Origin of the sequence: Enterococcus mundtii, assembly GCF_003957375.1 — a bacterium.
In the GTDB taxonomy this organism is placed as follows: Bacteria; Bacillota; Bacilli; order Lactobacillales; family Enterococcaceae; genus Enterococcus_B; species Enterococcus_B spodopteracolus.
Window position 1 is genome coordinate 1,698,592 of the sequence record NZ_CP025473.1, and the last position, 16,042, is coordinate 1,714,633.

The 16,042-nt window shown below is 35.7% G+C and carries 18 protein-coding genes and 1 pseudogene; 10 read left to right on the forward strand and 9 right to left on the reverse strand.

Annotation, left to right across the window (positions count from 1 at the left end):
* Positions 1 to 115: 115 nt before the first annotated feature.
* The 5 genes from CYK55_RS08310 to CYK55_RS13495 all read left to right on the forward strand — a co-directional run bounded on the left by CYK55_RS08310 (position 116) and on the right by CYK55_RS13495 (position 5,204).
* Positions 116 to 1,450 carry a DUF1576 domain-containing protein gene (locus CYK55_RS08310; protein ID WP_126134181.1) on the forward strand — a complete coding sequence of 445 codons (1,335 nt, stop codon included), beginning with the start codon at positions 116 to 118 and terminating at the stop codon, positions 1,448 to 1,450.
* A complete protein-coding gene (locus tag CYK55_RS08315; protein ID WP_200868950.1) occupies positions 1,419 to 1,754 on the forward strand; it encodes a hypothetical protein in 336 nt (111 codons plus the stop codon). Before CYK55_RS08310 ends, CYK55_RS08315 begins: the two co-directional genes overlap by 32 nt.
* A 204-nt stretch (positions 1,755 to 1,958) precedes the next feature.
* Positions 1,959 to 2,555, forward strand: coding sequence for a TVP38/TMEM64 family protein (locus tag CYK55_RS08320; protein ID WP_034687704.1), 597 nt, complete (start codon positions 1,959 to 1,961; stop codon positions 2,553 to 2,555).
* Positions 2,556 to 2,656: 101 nt separating this feature from the next.
* Positions 2,657 to 4,456, forward strand: a complete 1,800-nt coding sequence (locus CYK55_RS08325; RefSeq protein WP_200868951.1) for a glycerophosphoryl diester phosphodiesterase membrane domain-containing protein — start codon at positions 2,657 to 2,659, stop codon at positions 4,454 to 4,456.
* Positions 4,457 to 5,054: 598 nt separating this feature from the next.
* A complete protein-coding gene (locus CYK55_RS13495) occupies positions 5,055 to 5,204 on the forward strand; it encodes a hypothetical protein (protein WP_164546244.1) in 150 nt (49 codons plus the stop codon).
* A 134-nt stretch (positions 5,205 to 5,338) separates the two neighbouring features.
* On the opposite strand, the gene CYK55_RS08330 is transcribed toward CYK55_RS13495, so the two are convergent.
* Positions 5,339 to 5,734 carry a phage holin family protein gene (locus CYK55_RS08330; RefSeq protein ID WP_034687712.1) on the reverse strand — a complete coding sequence of 132 codons (396 nt, stop codon included), beginning with the start codon at positions 5,732 to 5,734 and terminating at the stop codon, positions 5,339 to 5,341.
* A gap of 316 nt (positions 5,735 to 6,050) precedes the next feature.
* On the opposite strand from CYK55_RS08330, the pseudogene CYK55_RS08335 reads away from it, so the two are divergent.
* From CYK55_RS08335 to CYK55_RS08345, 3 genes and pseudogenes are all read left to right on the forward strand, one after another.
* A pseudogene (locus CYK55_RS08335) lies at positions 6,051 to 6,412 on the forward strand (helix-turn-helix domain-containing protein).
* Between the two features lie 6 nt (positions 6,413 to 6,418).
* Entirely contained in the window at positions 6,419 to 6,847 is a 429-nt protein-coding gene (locus CYK55_RS08340) for an ImmA/IrrE family metallo-endopeptidase (RefSeq protein WP_019722947.1), read from the forward strand.
* Between the two features lie 253 nt (positions 6,848 to 7,100).
* Positions 7,101 to 7,391 (forward strand): nucleoside deaminase, encoded by a 291-nt coding sequence (locus tag CYK55_RS08345; protein ID WP_051536107.1) that lies wholly within the window; start codon positions 7,101 to 7,103, stop codon positions 7,389 to 7,391.
* A gap of 246 nt (positions 7,392 to 7,637) precedes the next feature.
* On the opposite strand, the gene CYK55_RS08350 is transcribed toward CYK55_RS08345, so the two are convergent.
* From CYK55_RS08350 to CYK55_RS08370, 5 genes are all read right to left on the reverse strand, one after another.
* Positions 7,638 to 7,910 (reverse strand): hypothetical protein, encoded by a 273-nt coding sequence (locus CYK55_RS08350; RefSeq protein WP_034687717.1) that lies wholly within the window; start codon positions 7,908 to 7,910, stop codon positions 7,638 to 7,640.
* Between the two features lie 75 nt (positions 7,911 to 7,985).
* The gene (locus CYK55_RS08355) at positions 7,986 to 8,183 is read right to left on the reverse strand and encodes a cold-shock protein (RefSeq protein WP_010735111.1); all 198 of its coding nucleotides are present in this window, start codon (positions 8,181 to 8,183) and stop codon (positions 7,986 to 7,988) included.
* Between the two features lie 352 nt (positions 8,184 to 8,535).
* Positions 8,536 to 8,736: a hypothetical protein gene (locus CYK55_RS13790; protein WP_235186293.1), complete on the reverse strand. Its 201-nt coding sequence runs from the start codon at positions 8,734 to 8,736 to the stop codon at positions 8,536 to 8,538.
* A gap of 258 nt (positions 8,737 to 8,994) precedes the next feature.
* On the reverse strand, positions 8,995 to 9,453 hold the full coding sequence (locus tag CYK55_RS08365; protein ID WP_034687719.1) for a GNAT family N-acetyltransferase: 459 nt from the start codon (positions 9,451 to 9,453) through the stop codon (positions 8,995 to 8,997).
* Positions 9,454 to 9,805: 352 nt separating this feature from the next.
* Complete coding sequence (locus tag CYK55_RS08370) at positions 9,806 to 10,003, reverse strand: cold-shock protein (protein WP_010735111.1); 198 nt, start codon at positions 10,001 to 10,003, stop codon at positions 9,806 to 9,808.
* A gap of 355 nt (positions 10,004 to 10,358) precedes the next feature.
* Between CYK55_RS08370 and CYK55_RS08375 the strand changes: the two genes are divergently transcribed.
* Positions 10,359 to 10,916: a hypothetical protein gene (locus CYK55_RS08375; RefSeq protein ID WP_241234762.1), complete on the forward strand. Its 558-nt coding sequence runs from the start codon at positions 10,359 to 10,361 to the stop codon at positions 10,914 to 10,916.
* A gap of 333 nt (positions 10,917 to 11,249) precedes the next feature.
* Here CYK55_RS08375 and CYK55_RS08380 read toward each other — a convergent pair whose 3' ends face one another.
* Positions 11,250 to 12,596, reverse strand: coding sequence for a glucose-6-phosphate isomerase (locus CYK55_RS08380; RefSeq protein ID WP_034687722.1), 1,347 nt, complete (start codon positions 12,594 to 12,596; stop codon positions 11,250 to 11,252).
* A gap of 112 nt (positions 12,597 to 12,708) precedes the next feature.
* Positions 12,709 to 14,058, reverse strand: coding sequence for an NADP-specific glutamate dehydrogenase (gdhA, locus tag CYK55_RS08385; RefSeq protein ID WP_034687723.1), 1,350 nt, complete (start codon positions 14,056 to 14,058; stop codon positions 12,709 to 12,711).
* Positions 14,059 to 14,170: 112 nt separating this feature from the next.
* Between gdhA and CYK55_RS08390 the strand changes: the two genes are divergently transcribed.
* A complete protein-coding gene (locus CYK55_RS08390; RefSeq protein ID WP_034687724.1) occupies positions 14,171 to 15,430 on the forward strand; it encodes an NAD(P)/FAD-dependent oxidoreductase in 1,260 nt (419 codons plus the stop codon).
* 113 nt (positions 15,431 to 15,543) lie between these two features.
* Here CYK55_RS08390 and ybaK read toward each other — a convergent pair whose 3' ends face one another.
* Entirely contained in the window at positions 15,544 to 16,029 is a 486-nt protein-coding gene (gene ybaK / locus CYK55_RS08395) for a Cys-tRNA(Pro) deacylase (protein ID WP_034687726.1), read from the reverse strand.
* Between the last annotated feature and the right edge of the window lie 13 nt (positions 16,030 to 16,042).

Sequence of the window (16,042 nt, forward strand, 5' to 3'; positions counted from 1 at the left end):
ATATTTTTTTACGTAATTTGTTTCCCCTTACAATTTTTGATTTTGTGTTGAATTTAAGTTGACCTAAAGTTTTCTTTCAAGTTATAGTTAAATAAAAAGGAAAAGAAGGTGTGTAATGAAGAATAAAAGTGACGTTATTTATATTCATCCCCAAAAAAGAATCATTTCTCAAAGAAAAAACTATTTTTACCTTATTTTTACAGGCGTGTTTTTTTTGATTATTGGCTTGCTTAGCGATTCTTTATCGAATAACCTCGTAGGATTAATGGTGATCATAACCTCCCCCAGTAATCTTTTGACCGACTATATTGCTTTAGGTGGATTTGGAAGCGCATTTATGAATGTAGGACTCCTCACATTATCTTCTGTCTTACTAGCCTATCGCCATAAAGTCATGTTGAATGGTGCGATGTTTGCTTCCATATTGACTGTCGCAGGTTTTTCATTCTTTGGGAAAAATCTATACAATTCCATCTCCATTATCCTCGGTGTTTATTTATATGCCTATTTTATGCACAAACCATTTTCTCAATATGTAATGATTGGCTTATTTGGTAGTGCACTCTCCCCTGTTGTCAGCTATATTACATTCGGAATGGGTTTACCAATCCTTCAAGGTGCTTTCCTGGGTAATTTAGCCGGTTTGATCGCTGGCTTTTTATTGCCGATCCTAGCTGTTCAGACTCTGACCTTTCATCGTGGTTTTACACTTTATAATATCGGTTTTACTTCAGGGTTGATTGCTATGTTGGTGACAGGTATCCTTCGGCAATTTAGTTATTCGATCGAAGTGCATTCGATTCTCTCGACTGATTACCATCATGAATTGACTTGGATCATTTTTTTATTCTTTTTATTAACCGCTGTTTGTGGCTTCTTCTTTAATGCATTCAAATTGAAAGGATTACGTGAAATCTTTGAGTCTTCTGGAAAACTTACAACAGATTTCATCGGCACATCAGGTATCGGCGCCACCTTGATCAATATGGGCTTGGTTGGCTTGTTATTGATGTCGTATGTCTTGCTGGTCGGTGGTGTGCTAAATGGACCTGTGGTGGGAGGAATCATCTCAGTAGCTGGTTTCAGCTCATTTGGAAGTCATGTTAAAAATTGTTTTCCGATTTTGATTGGTATCTACATTGCCTCAATATTAGGAACAATGCATGATATGACCGAAACAACCATGCTCGTAGCTGCGATTTTCGGTACAGGCCTTGCCCCGATCAGTGGATTTTATGGCGGCGTTTATGGAGTGATTGCAGGCTTTTTACATATTACTCTTGTCCATAATCTCAGCACATTACACGGAGGATTGAATCTATATAATAGTGGGTTTTCAACGGGATTTATTGCTGGTATACTAGTGCCTATCCTAGAAAATTTTACGTTTGCAGGGAAGGGAAAGAACGCACATGGAAATGGAAAAAGAACTATCAAAGAGGATCATTGATGAATTTCTCACGTATTTTTACGAACATGAGATCAATGAGATTCGTATTGGCTTAGAATATACAGATGAAGGACTATATATCGAATTTCAAGGAACAACAAAAAATTCGCCAAAAGATTTGAATACATTGGCCTCACTGTTGAATACACCTAGAGATCCTAGTATGGAGATCTATTACCACGAATTGCTAGGTACCCCTTCCCATGGCCAAGAATCCTATCGATTACTTGGGAATCTGATCGATGATGTGGAAATCATGTATGATTCGCCAATTTTAAACATCAAGATTTTTCGCCGGATTTAAATGTGAAATAGCCATGAAAGTTTTATAGATCATAAAATTAAGTAAATAAGACTCTAGATGGATGTTTTATTTTGTTTCATCCTCTATACTTGGTTTGAACTTACAAAATTGTTTGTTGTTTCTCACTTGAAATAGTGGCGCGCAGTTACGCTTTTCAGGTAAAATACAATTATCAGATGAAAACTTCGAAGGAGTTGACTAGGGATGAACGTTGCAGTATCTCGTAAATTAATGAATATTATATCGATCATCGGTATTGGTTTATCAATTGCACTCACGATTTATTTTATTAATCTAGGCGTCTTTAAAGATTTGAACGCATTAAGAGGTCTTGTAGGTGATTCAATTATTTTAGGACCGATAATCTTTATCTTGATCCAAATACTGCAAGTCGTTATACCGATCATTCCTGGAGGGATCAGCACCGCAGCAGGTGTCCTGATTTTTGGTCCTTACGCTGGCTTTATCTATAATTATGTTGGTATTTGTATCGGTTCGATCATTATTTTCCTATTAGGTAGAAAATATGGAAAACCATTTATCCTGTCGATGATTAGTGATAAAACATATGACAAATATATTGGTTGGCTAGAAAACCAAAGTCGTTTTGAAAAGCTTTTTGCGCTAGCGATCTTTTTACCAGTAGCACCAGACGATGCCTTGTGTTTAATGGCTGGCTTGACAAATATCTCAGTCAAAAAATACACGTTGATTATTTTGATTGCTAAACCCTTATCGATCTTTTTGTACAGCATGGCATTGATTTATGGTGGTAACTTCCTGACTGGCTTGTTAGGATGATTTCTTAATAGATACACTGTGAGTACTGCAATGAAAGGTTCCTGCAGTACTCCTTTTTTATGTTTTTTGCGCTATAATGTTAGGAGTAGGTGATAATAATGATCGTTTATTTAAAACGAAGTTTAGGAAATGCTTGGGATTTCTTGAAAGGAACACAAGCTTATTTTCGTGATGTAGTTCTAATGCATGGGTTTATTTTGTTTATTTGTTTGCCTTTGCTTGGTAGTATGACACGCTTGATTTTACAACGTGGGTCGATCGATTATCTTTCAACGGATAATATCCCCACACTGATTTCGCAACATCCAGGAGTTTTCTTCTCCTTGATTGCTGTCTTATTGTTGATTTTGCTCTTAGTCTATTTTGAGTTTACTTTTTTGCTAATGAGTGTTTATTTCATCAAAAAACAAGAACCAATTTCATTGAAGCAATTATTGCAGTTGACCATCCGACAAATAAAAAAAGTTCGTCCGATGATTTTTTTATTTTTCTTAGCTTACTTTTTTTTGATTTTACCGATCAGCGGGTTAAGTTTTAATTCAGATTTACTTTCTAAAATAAAAATCCCTGCATTTATTATGGATTTTATTTTTACTAATCGCTGGATCATCGTAAGTTCTTTTCTACTCGTCTATGTCTTCCTCGGTTATATCGGCATTCGTTTAATCTTTGCATTACCTGAAATGATTTTAAGAGATCGCCCATTTCGTGAAGCGATCCGTGAGAGTTGGCGTTTGACCAAAGCACGTTTTTTTGCGATTTCAGGTCAATTTTTAGTGATCAGTGGTACAATTTTATTGATTTCAACAATCAGTTACTTGGCGATCTTGTCAGGTCAGATCTTTGTTGAGGAATATTTTTCCGATTACTCATTGATTAGTGCTGTTTTTGCCATGACACTCTTACAAGGTGTTCTTTTGTTCAATATCGTGATGTCCACCGTCGGAATTTTTTACGTCATTGTAGACTTTATGGATGATGAAGGTTTCTTACCAGATATTCCCAGCTGGTTCTCTTCACAAGAAGTGCCAAAAAAACACACAGCTTTAAAAAATACTGCGTTTACTTTATTTGCTGTTTTCTTCGGTGTTGGTGTTTGTATTTACAATATGAATTACCTGACATCTGCTTCTGAAACAAAACCTCTAACGATTTCCCATCGTGGCGTTAGCTTAGGAAACAGCGCACAAAACACGATAGCTGCACTAGAAAAGACGAGCAAAGATTATCATCCAGATTATGTAGAAATGGACATCCAAGAAACAAAAGATGGTCAATTCGTGGTCATGCATGATTTCAATTTAAGAAATTTGACTGGAGTCAATAAAGCACCGCAAGACCTAACTTTAGCAGAACTGGAAAAATTAACTGTGACTGAAAATGGTGCCAAAGAGCCATTGGTTTCATTCGATACGTATTTAAACCGAGCAAATGAACTGAACCAAAAATTATTGATCGAAATCAAAACGACTCGAAAAGACTCGGATGATTTAGTTAAAAATTTTGTTGAAAAATACGAAGAAACTATTTTAACGCATAGACATATTTTACAAAGTTTGACTTACCAAACAGTGTCCGATTTAAAAGCGGAAAACCCTAATTTTTACGTTGGCTATATTTTGCCTTTTAATCTAGTTGGTCCTCCAGTAACACCTGCCGACTTCTTAACCATGGAGTACAGTACGATCAATCGTAATTTCATTGATTCTGCCCATCAAGATGGCAAGAAAGTCTATGTATGGACACCCAATGAGGCAGACGATATGAGCCGGATGATGTTTTATGGTGTAGATGGTATCATTACAGATGATATGAAAGCATTGAATGATACGATCAAAGACTCTGAAGGAGAAATTACTTACTCTGACAAGTTATTAAACTTTGTTCTTGGTGTTGGTTAATATAAAAACGTGTCGCTCACTATCCCACTGGATAAGTAAGCGACACGTTTTGTTTAGTTTATCTTTGCTTTGATTCCTTAATAGCTCGAACGACTGCTAAAACAGCAGGGATAGCAGATATAACTGCTAGAAAAATGCTTAGTTTACCAGAATTTTTTCTTTTTTGCATAGCGATTCGCCCCCTTTCTTTTATTATAATGAAGTTTGCGAAATATCTCAAAGCAAGTGTTTGCTCGACGCTTTCAATTTTCACTATTTTGATTCCTGTTCTGCTATTATTTCAGTCATTTCAACCCAAAATATGACAATTTTGTTTGAACATTATCCCCCACTGTTCGTGAGTCGGAACCAAAAAAGAGATACACTAGGCTTAAAGAGGTGAATAATGATGGTCTATATTCAAACTGGTATATTTATCTTATTGATGATTGGATTATTGATGGGAATCTCAGAGAATTAATTTCAAGTAAACTAGTAACAGCTATCTTATAGCACATTTATTGCCCAAATTTTAAAATGGTGCTAAACTTAAGGTGTATTCGGAATTTTTATGAAAAGTTTCATGAATACACAAATACCAATGAAAGGAGAGATATCTATGACATTCACAAAAACAAGCATCAGCTATCGTGTAGCATTTGATAGTTCAACGAATCGCTTCATGGCAATCGATGCACTGAACGAACAACATATCGCTTATGGAATCACCATTGAGCAAGCAGTAAAAGCGCTACACGAATCTAACTAAGGAGTGTTCCCTTTTCATGTCAGCTGATAATTCTAGAGAGAATTAAAAGACGTTTTTGGCTAAACGAGCCATAGAAACGTCTTTTTGTTTGCTCCAAATAATAAGAATATCTTAGCAGCACTTTTAAGAAAATCCTATCGATCATTTTTTGTTCTTCCCTGCTCCTCTGAGAAATCACGCCATTTTTTCAAACGTACTTTAACAAAATCAGGTACAGGTATTCCTAGTTTCCTTAGATTTTCAATAACAGACAAGCCATAGATTGCACAATACGAAAAAACCAAAGCAATACCAATTGCTTCAAAACCTGTAATTTTTAGATAAGGATAAGCAATCAAAACAATAAGTAAAATCAACAAATATTTGATCATATCTTTAATCACAGAACGTTTGAATCGTTTCTTTTTTCCTGTTTTCAGACAGATACCGCTAATAAAATCAAGACATAGAATCAATACAAAAATCTGAATGTACACATTACTTACAAGATTTCTAAACTCATTCAATACCACAGCATTCTCTACAATCATTGTGCTCACCCTCCACTTTCTGGAATACTTTACCTTTGTTTGATCTTACCTATCGCCACAGATTACTTCAATCTGATTACAATTCAATGTTCATCATCTTTGACACTGAATAACTTTTAAGCTATTATGAAGTCAATAGAAATCATCGGAATACGCTCAATCTTAAGCATGCTCTATCGAAAGAACTTTTAAGTAACTTTATTCTTAACTTTTCGAACAATTGAATCAGTGTATAAACAAACTATAATAGCTTAAAAGCTAATTGTCAACAATAATAACTTTTATGCTATTTAAATTTCAAGAAAGGTGGTTCCTTATGACACTAGTTGCGCGAATCAAACAATTAGCAGAAGAAAAAAAAGTAACCTTTGCTGAAGTCGAACGTGCCGTAGGAATCTCTAATGGCCAGATCCGAAGATGGGATCGCGTTTCACCAAAGTCGGAAAATTTAAAAAAAGTAGCGGATTATTTTGGGGTAACAACTGATTTCTTATTAGGCAGCAACCAAGCGCCAAAATGGGCAAATAAAGATGATTTATTTGAGTTAGACAAAATGCTCAATTCAAATGTCAATATGGCGTATGGTGGAGAAACATTGACAGAACAAGAAAAGCAACGTGTGAAAGATGTATTGACGGGCTTTTCTGGGAATTTCGAAAACGTGGCAAAGAGAAGTGAGCATATATGGAGATGGATATTATCAAATTAGTAAGCGAACTGAAGCGTACCTATGATACCGCCAATCCTTTTGTGATTGCTGAAAAATTAGGAATCGAAATCAGATATGTTTCTTTTCTCGATAATCCAAAAGGACAGTTTCAAGAACTATTAGGCTCCCCTATTATTTTATTGAACAACTCACTGAAAGAATCAGAAGAACGTTTTTACATTTGTGCCCATGAACTTGGACACGCTTTGTTCCATCGAGAAATATCTAGTTACTATGTATCCTCTAGAAATTCAAGAAGCAAGTCTGAAAGCGAAGCTAACTGCTTTGCTTCGAACTTGATCGTTTCCTTGTACAAAGAAGATACGGAAACCTACCCAAGAGAAGTGGAAGAACTGACAAGACTTTATGGTCTTCCAGAGAGTTGTTATCGGTTTTTGATTTAATACAGAATAAGCTACAGGTCTTTTTTCTCAAAGTCTTGTAGTTTTATATTTTTTTCTATAAAAGACAAAATAATAGATTTTACAAAAAGTATAATTCGATATAATATGACTACCTTCGTTGGGACAAATCATTTTTATTAAAAACAGTAAGCGATTTGCTTACTGTTTTTTTCTTCATCACCAATTCTGCTTTTTTCTTTCATCAACAAAAAATATGTTACAATAACTTTATAAAATTTCAGGAGAATGTACTATGAATTTTCATCCTCAAAAAAGTATCATGCATAAATTGATTCAGTTACAAAGGCAAGACCATTCCATCGTTGCTGCTGTTGTAGACAACAAAAATATGATTGTATCCATCGGAAAAACTACTGTCTTAGATGAGCATGATCCCACTTCTCATGCTGAAGTAAACGCCGTCAGAAGTGCGTGTGAGCAATTAAAAACACATATATTACCTGAGGGATATTGGTTATATAGCACTTTTGAACCATGTCCTTTGTGTAGCTCAGTGATTATTTGGGCGGGAATAGTTAAGTAAAATTTTGTCTCGGATTTATTCGTTTTAAATCTAAAAAATAATAAAACCTTATGACAAGTTTATATTATACTTTTCCTATTAAATTCTTTTCTATCACCTACACCAACTGCCCAAACCAACCATTTCCTTTAGTTACTTCTCAATATCCCAATTTTTCATATAGCTCTTCATGTTATGTTTTTATATAAACTTCACTAAAATCTATTTCCCATAATAGATGTTCACTTATTTAAACTAACTTCTGGCTCAAATGCTTTCCTTGATATGTTGATGTGACAAAATAGTTAAAATATCAAAGGTATATCCATTTGTGTCGCTAATATCTTCTTCTATACGAGTCCAAAATCCCACACCTTTGTCTCTTTCTTTTGCGCTGATCACTGATTCCCAATCTACAAATTTTTTCTTCATTTCTCCACTATTCACTATATAGTTTGCTGTTTTCCAATCAAAGTGACTAATATAGTTAGCCCCTTTTAGCCAGATGGAACATCTATTTGTCAAGATCAAGTAGTCCATATAGTTTTCCTCTTAGGACTTTTTAATAACAAAAAAACCATCTCACAAAGAGATGGTTCAAATTCGTCTATTGAATTATTTATTAATATTTACTGCTTGTGGTCCACGTTGACCATCTTCAATATCATAAGTAACTGCTTGACCTTCATCTAAAGTCTTAAAGCCTTCACCTTGGATCGCTGAAAAATGTGCAAACACATCTTGTCCATCTTCACCTGTGATAAATCCAAAACCTTTGTCTGAGTTAAACCATTTTACTGTACCGTTATTCATATATATTTCCTCCTATTACGTAGATCATACGTGTTTTGTTGCAATTAACATTACTTGGTAAAAGGAGTTTTTATAGTGTGAATATATCGCTCAGATTACGTTTCAAATTAGATTACTTATTTAATATACCATGTATTACCTAAGAATACAAACATTTACGCTTATTCTTTTGATTTATCATTCTAGTAGGATAAGTTTGTACCATTCACATTTTTATTTTGTCAATGTGTACTCGATGCCATGGATCGTAATATTTTGGATAGTATCAGGCCATCCTTTGCTCTGCCATTTTCCTTCATTTGCCTGCTTTTCAATTTGATCAGCACCTTGGTTATAAAACTTCACTTGGTTTTTATTTGTACCAAGGATCTTTATGTGGATTTGGGGGCAATTGGTAGCGATATTTATCTGGATTGATCATATATCCTCTGTTCGTGCCACCAAATGACGCTTCTCTCCATTTATACTTTTTTCCTTCTATTCTCATGGTAGAACCTAGAAGACTAGAGCCACGTTCCTCCTTTGCTGTCACATCTTTACTATTCCAAAACATACTCCCACTTAATAAAACTGTTATACCTAAAAATAATCACTAAAATTCTCTTCATGAAAAAATGCTCCTATCAATTTTTTGAATCCGCTTAATCTTACCAATGATCTATGAAAAAATATGAGATCTCCATTGATTTTTACTAAGAGTAAGCTTACGAAAACGTCACATCGATGTTCAACAAACACGAACGAAGATGTCTGCATACTTGTTTTACTTATTCAACTAACTGATTCATCGCTTAGTATGAACCGATCCTATTCATTCGGATCCTTCATTCTTCAAATTTTTTTCTAATACTCGCATCAATCGTCCAAACCGATCGTTTTCCTTAGTTACTTCCTGATAACCCCATTTTTCATATAACCCTTCATGTTGAGTTGTTATATATACACTACTGAAACCAATTTCCTTTAGTTTGTTTTCACCTGTTGCAACTAATTTTTGGCTGATATGTTTCCCTCGATATTCTGGGGCGACAAAAACAGTGGCAATGTTAGGCGTGTAGTCCTTCGTATCAATAATGTCTTTTTTTACAAGAGTACAAAATCCTACAACATGATTTCCATCTTTTGCAATAATCACGGATTCCCAATCTGTAAATTCTTGTTTTTCCATTTTATCTGCTATATATTTTGCTGCTTTCCATTCAAATTGACGGATAGAATTAGCTACTGAAAGCCAATCAGAATGTTTTTGGGTTATAATGACATATTCCATATACTTTTCCTCTTTTCTAATTACTTTAAGCGCATTTGATTCTCTGATTTTACGCATATCAAAAATAGCGTGATGTTTCAAAAACTTAATAAAGTGACAGAATAGTTATTCCTTTTTGATCGATCCATTCTCTCATGTCCGGAAGAATCATCTATTGTTCTTTGAATTTTATGAATGATATAGAATTTCATGTATCACTTATCAACCACTTATGGTGATTCTTGCTATCTCTACCTACTGATCATTAAATAATAGTTTACTTGATTTTTCAAATGTTTCCAAAATTTTCGTATCTATTTCTAATAACAAAAAAACCATCTCACAAGGAGATGGTTCAAATTCGTCTATTGAATTATTTATTGATATTTACTGCTTGTGGTCCACGTTGACCATCTTCGATATCATAAGTAACTGCTTGACCTTCATCTAAAGTCTTAAAGCCTTCACCTTGGATCGCTGAAAAATGTGCAAACACATCTTGTCCATCTTCACCTGTGATAAATCCAAAACCTTTGTCTGAGTTAAACCATTTTACTGTACCGTTATTCATATATATTTCCTCCTATTACGTAGATCATACGTGTTTTGTTGCAATTAACATTACTTGGTAAAAGGAGTTTTTATAGTGTGAATATATCCCTCAGATTACGTTTCAAATTAGATTACTTATTTAATATACCATGTAGCAGCTAAGAACACAAATAATAACTCTCGCACAACTTAATTAGAGTTTATGCTATCTATCTTTAGTCAAAACAAGTTTAATGTAAGTTATTATTATCACCATGTATATATTTTTATTATAAATATTTTTCTCTGATGAATAATATCCTTAGTAACCACACTTCTTTTATACCGTTAATTATAATAGCTTAATTCAAGATTATTAGTATGATAATGGTAATTTGGATGGCTTATCTTTTTACAATATATATTTGAAGTGTACGATAAATAATATATATGGGAGAAATTATAATGAAAAAATTGTTTTTATTGGTATGGTAACTAGTCTTCTTTTACTTGCTGCTTATGAGACAACTACCTCAAAAAATACAGAGTCAGATATCCAATCTATAAGTTCAATGAATGAAGAAAGTTCGTCTCAAGAAAATTCATCAGTATTTAAACATTCACAAATTCAAGAGGTTATAAATTCTACTCAATCATCTGAGGTAACAACGGAATCAACGGATGCTTCTTCGCCTCTTATAGGTAATGCAATAACCTCTCAGGAACGAGCAATGCAAGTACTTATCAGTGATTCTCCTGAATTACAAAATGAGGACATTGTGATTGCTTTCTATGAAATGATTGAATCAGACTATCTATTCAATGCACAAAGTCAATCAATTCTTGAACAAGGAGGATCAGGATCGGTAGGGTTTTATCGAGTATCTAAGGAAGGAATGATCACACTAACTGATGCAAAAGGAAACACAGTTTTATTGTTAAAAAAAATTTAGTAGGCTTTTTTTGTCGATCAACCTTGATAATACTATACTACCTCCATAAATATTTTCTCACTCCATTTATACTCGGTGGTAAAGAAATATCTATCCCCAAGATATATGCTCACCTCTCTCTCCTTGTCAAAGAACATGCTGTAAGTAAATCAGATAATTTTTTAAATACTCAAGATAAGAAAGCATTTGGTCAAGTGGTCCAATTTACATCAAAAAAAGACAGCCAATAACTGGCTGTCTTTCTTCATGTAGTACCATTTGTAGTACCAAAAATAAAATGGTGCCTACATGTTTAGTCGTTTTCATTACTAAGAATCTTCTCTAAACCCTATCCTAAAGGCGATCGTTCAACTCTTTCGCCAACTCTTCAAACCCTGGTTTACCTAGTAAAGCGAACATGTTTTTCTTGTAAGCTTCTACTCCTGGTTGGTCGAATGGGTTGATACCATTCAAGTAACCTGAAATGCCAACAGCAATTTCAAAGAAGTACATAGTGTAACCTAATGTGTAAGCATCCATTGTAGGGATTTTAACTAATAGGTTTGGTACATCGCCGTCTGTATGAGCTAATAATGTACCTTCAAAAGCTTTTGTATTTACAAAGTCGATTTCTTTTCCTTGTAAATAACCAAGTCCGTCCAAGTCTTCTGCTTGTTCTGGAATTGTAATCGATTTACGTGGTTTTTCAACTTTTACGATTGTTTCGAAGATATTGCGACGTCCTTCTTGGATGTATTGTCCAAGTGAGTGCAAGTCTGTTGAGAAGTTTGCACTTGAAGGGTAGATTCCTTTTTGATCTTTACCTTCTGATTCGCCGAATAATTGTTTCCACCACTCAGAGAAATATTGCATTCCTGGCTCGTAGTTGATCAATAATTCAGTAACTTTGCCTTTACGGTAAAGAATATTACGCATTGCTGCATATTGGTAAGCTTCGTTTTCTTCAAGTTTGTCGCTTGAATAAGCTTTGCTTGCATCGGCAGCACCTTGCATCAAGGCATCGATATCTGCTCCGCTTGCGGCGATCGGTAATAAACCAACTGCTGTCAATACAGAGAAACGTCCACCGACATCATCAGGAATCACAAATGTTTCCCATCCTTCTGCGTCTGCTTCTACTTTAACAGCCCCTTTTGCTTTGTCTGTTGTAGCGTAGATGCGTTTGTTTGCTTCTTCTTGACCATATTTTTTAACAAGTAATTCTTTGAATACACGGAATGCAATGGCTGGCTCAGTCGTTGTTCCTGATTTTGAAATGACATTTACTGAGAAGTCACGGTCGCCGATCACTTCGATCAAGTCAGCAAGATAAGTTGAGCTGATTGAGTTTCCAGCGAAGAAAATTTGTGGTGTTTGACGTTTGTCGCTTCCCAACAAGTTGTAGAAGGTATGTTGTAAGAAATCGATTGCTGCACGAGCACCTAAATAAGAACCACCGATACCGATGACCACAAGGACTTCAGAATCAGATTGGATTTTCTTAGCAGCAGCTTTGATACGAGCAAATTCTTCTTTGTCGTAGTTCGTAGGTAGGTCGATCCATCCTCGGAAATCGCTACCTGCGCCAGTTCCTTCTCGCAATAATTTGTCTGCAGCAGTAACTTGACTCTGCATATAGCCTAACTCATGTTCATTGACAAATGGTGCAACTTTTGAATAGTCAAAATGAATGTGTGCCATTTTTGTTCCTCCTTAAAAGTTTCAATCTACAGATATACTTTACGTTTTTTTTTATTATTTTTCAAGCAAATATGCGAGAAGCTTCTAATATTTACAAGAAACTTCCAATTTTTTAGACTAAACCTTGCATAGCCATTACTTTTGCGACTTTTTCAAAACCTGCCACATTGGCGCCAAGCAAAAGATTTTTTTCGTTGCCAAATTCTTTGGCAGTTTGACGACATGTTTGATAGATCGTTGCCATGATCTCATCAAGTTGCGCATCAACTTGGCTGCTTTCCCACACCAATCGTTGTGAATTTTGGCTCATTTCTAGCGCAGATACAGCTACACCACCAGCATTGGCAGCTTTTCCTGGGCAATACCAGATGTCTGCTTTTTCATAGACTGAAACAGCATCTAATGTGGATGGCATGTTCGCACCTTCTGCGACGATTTTAACGCCATTTTCTACAAGGATCTCTGCCAATTGTCCATCGATTTCATTTTGTGTTGCACAAGGTAAAGCAATATCAGCCGCTTGTTTCAAAGTCCAAACCGATTCATTTGCGTGGTATTCAGCCGATGAGCGTTCTTTGGCGTATTCTGTTAAACGGGCTCTTTTAACTTCTTTCAATTCTTTTAATAGATCAAGATCGATACCTTCTGGGTCATAGATATAGCCACCTGAATCAGAACAAGTAACCACTTTCCCTCCTAATTCATGGACTTTTTCGATTGCATAGATTGCCACATTCCCACTGCCTGAAACCATCACTGTTTTGTCAGCAAATGAATCTTGTTCTTCGTTCAATAGATGTTTCACATAATAAACTAAGCCATACCCTGTTGCTTCTGTTCGGATCTTACTTCCCCAGAAATCTAAAGGTTTCCCTGTCAAAACGCCTGCATCATATTGTTTCAATCGTTTATAGGCACCATACATATAGCCGATTTCACGAGCACCTACACCGATGTCGCCTGCCGGCACATCAATTGAAGGTCCGATATGTTTTGCCAGTTCCAACATAAAACTTTGACAAAAGCGCATGATTTCATTATCCGATTTTCCTTTTGGGTCAAAATCACTTCCGCCTTTACCGCCACCGATTGGTAGGCCTGTCAGACTGTTCTTGAAAATTTGTTCAAATGCTAAGAATTTTAAAATACTTAAATTGACACTTGGATGAAAACGTAAGCCACCTTTATATGGTCCGATGGCTGAATTGTATTGAATACGATACCCACGATTCACTTGCCAATTCCCTTGATCATCTTGCCAAGGAACACGGAATTGGATCACTCGTTCTGGTTCAACTAAAATCCCTAGAATATTTTTTTCAATGTATTCTGGATTTTTTTCTAAAAATTGGATGACCGTAGGCATAAATTCATCGACCGCTTGCAGAAACTCGATTTGGCCGTCATCTTTTTGGTGAAGTTTTTCTTGTATCGCTTGTACGTATTCTTTTGCATTTGACATAGGTTCACGCTCCTTTATTCATCTGACTTTATTTTAGCTTATTTCAATCATAGGTCAAAACATTTTCTGCGCATCGTCTTCAAATATGCTACACTCTCTGTGAGGTGAGAAAATGAAAAAAACTTATGACGTGATTGTTGTTGGCGCAGGAACAAGTGGTATGATGGCCGCAATCAGTGCAGCCGAGTATGGTGCCAATGTCTTGTTGATCGAAAAAAATAAAAAAGCAGGTAAAAAATTATTGATGACTGGTGGCGGTCGATGTAATGTCACAAATAATCGCCCTGTTGATGATTTGATTGCGCATATCCCAGGAAATGGTAAATTTTTATATAGTACGTTTTCTCAATACAACAATTTTGACATCATGGAATTCTTTGAATCACAAGGAGTTCACTTAAAAGAAGAAGATCACGGACGGATGTTTCCAGTGACAAATAAATCAAAAACGATCATTGAAGCGCTGGTTCATCGTCTGAATGAATTGAACGTCACGATGTTTTTTGGTGAACGTGTAGAAAAATTGATCCATAAGGACAACCAAATCTATGGTGTGCGTACTGAATTTGATGAATTTAAAGCAAAATGCGTCATTTTGACGACTGGTGGACGCACCTATCCTTCTACTGGTGCAACGGGTGATGGGTATAAATTGGTCAAAAAAGTAGGCCACACGATCACACCACTTTATGCAACAGAGTCTCCTTTGATTTCTGAGGAGTCATTTATTGCGGATAAAGTGTTGCAAGGTCTTTCTTTACAAGATATCACGTTACGTGTCTTGAACCAAAAAGGAAAAGTGATCACGGAACACACGATGGATCTTTTATTTACCCATTTTGGGATCTCTGGACCAGCAGCTTTAAGGTGTTCCAGTTTCATCAACAATGAGCTACAAAAAACGCAGGCACCTGTAACTGTTTCTTTAGATTGCTTCCCGATGAAGTCAGTCGAAGAACTGATACGGGAGTTAGTGGAACTAAGTAAGGAGTCGAAAAAGAATTTGATCAATTCGTGGCGTGGTTTTCTACCTGAACGTCTACTCCAATTTTATCTTGAACGGCTAGAAATGACCGAACTAACTGGTAGCCAAACATCTGAAAAACAAATCCAAGAATTTGCTGAATTATGTAAAAACTTTGAGCTATTGATCCATAAGACATTTCCCATCGAGAAATCTTTTGTTACTGGTGGTGGAGTTTCATTAAAAGAAGTCAATCCAAAAACCATGGAAAGCAAAGTATTGAACGGCTTGTTTTTTGGCGGTGAATTACTTGATGTAAATGGGTATACAGGTGGCTTTAATATCACGGCAGCTTTTGCTACGGGACGTGTTTCAGGAATGCACGCAGCGCTGCAAAGTCAATGGTAAGAGACAAAAAAGCAAAACATTGCTTGCATGAAACATCCATGAAAGGCAACGCGTATCGTTCGCCTTTCATGGATCGATCTTTCAGCATTTGTTTTGCTTTTTGTTTGTGGTTTTTAAATTTTGATATAGACAAATGTCGCATTGGTCAACTCAGCGATTGCTTCTGGAGCAAGTTCCATTTGCAGTCCGCGTTTTCCAGCAGAAATAATGATCTGGTCATATTCTTTTGCCTTTTCTTCAATAAATGTTGGGAATAATTTTTTCATACCAATTGGTGAACAGCCACCTCGAATATATCCGGTCGTTTTTTCCAAGTCCTTGAGATGGAGCATTTCTACTTTTTTATTGCCGGAGACTTTTGCTAGTTTTTTTAAATCAAGTTCAGTGCTTCCAGGGATAACGGCAACGATCGGGCCTGTATTATTCCCCACTGCTACTAATGTTTTAAAAATTCGTGATTCACTTCCTGGCAACTGAGCAGCAACGGATGAGGCACTGATATGTGCTTCATCCCAAGCATATTCATGTTCTGTATAAGCAATCTTTTTTTGTTCTACCATACGTATAGCATTAGTTTTTACTGGTTTCTTCTTTGCCAAAATCTTCACCTTC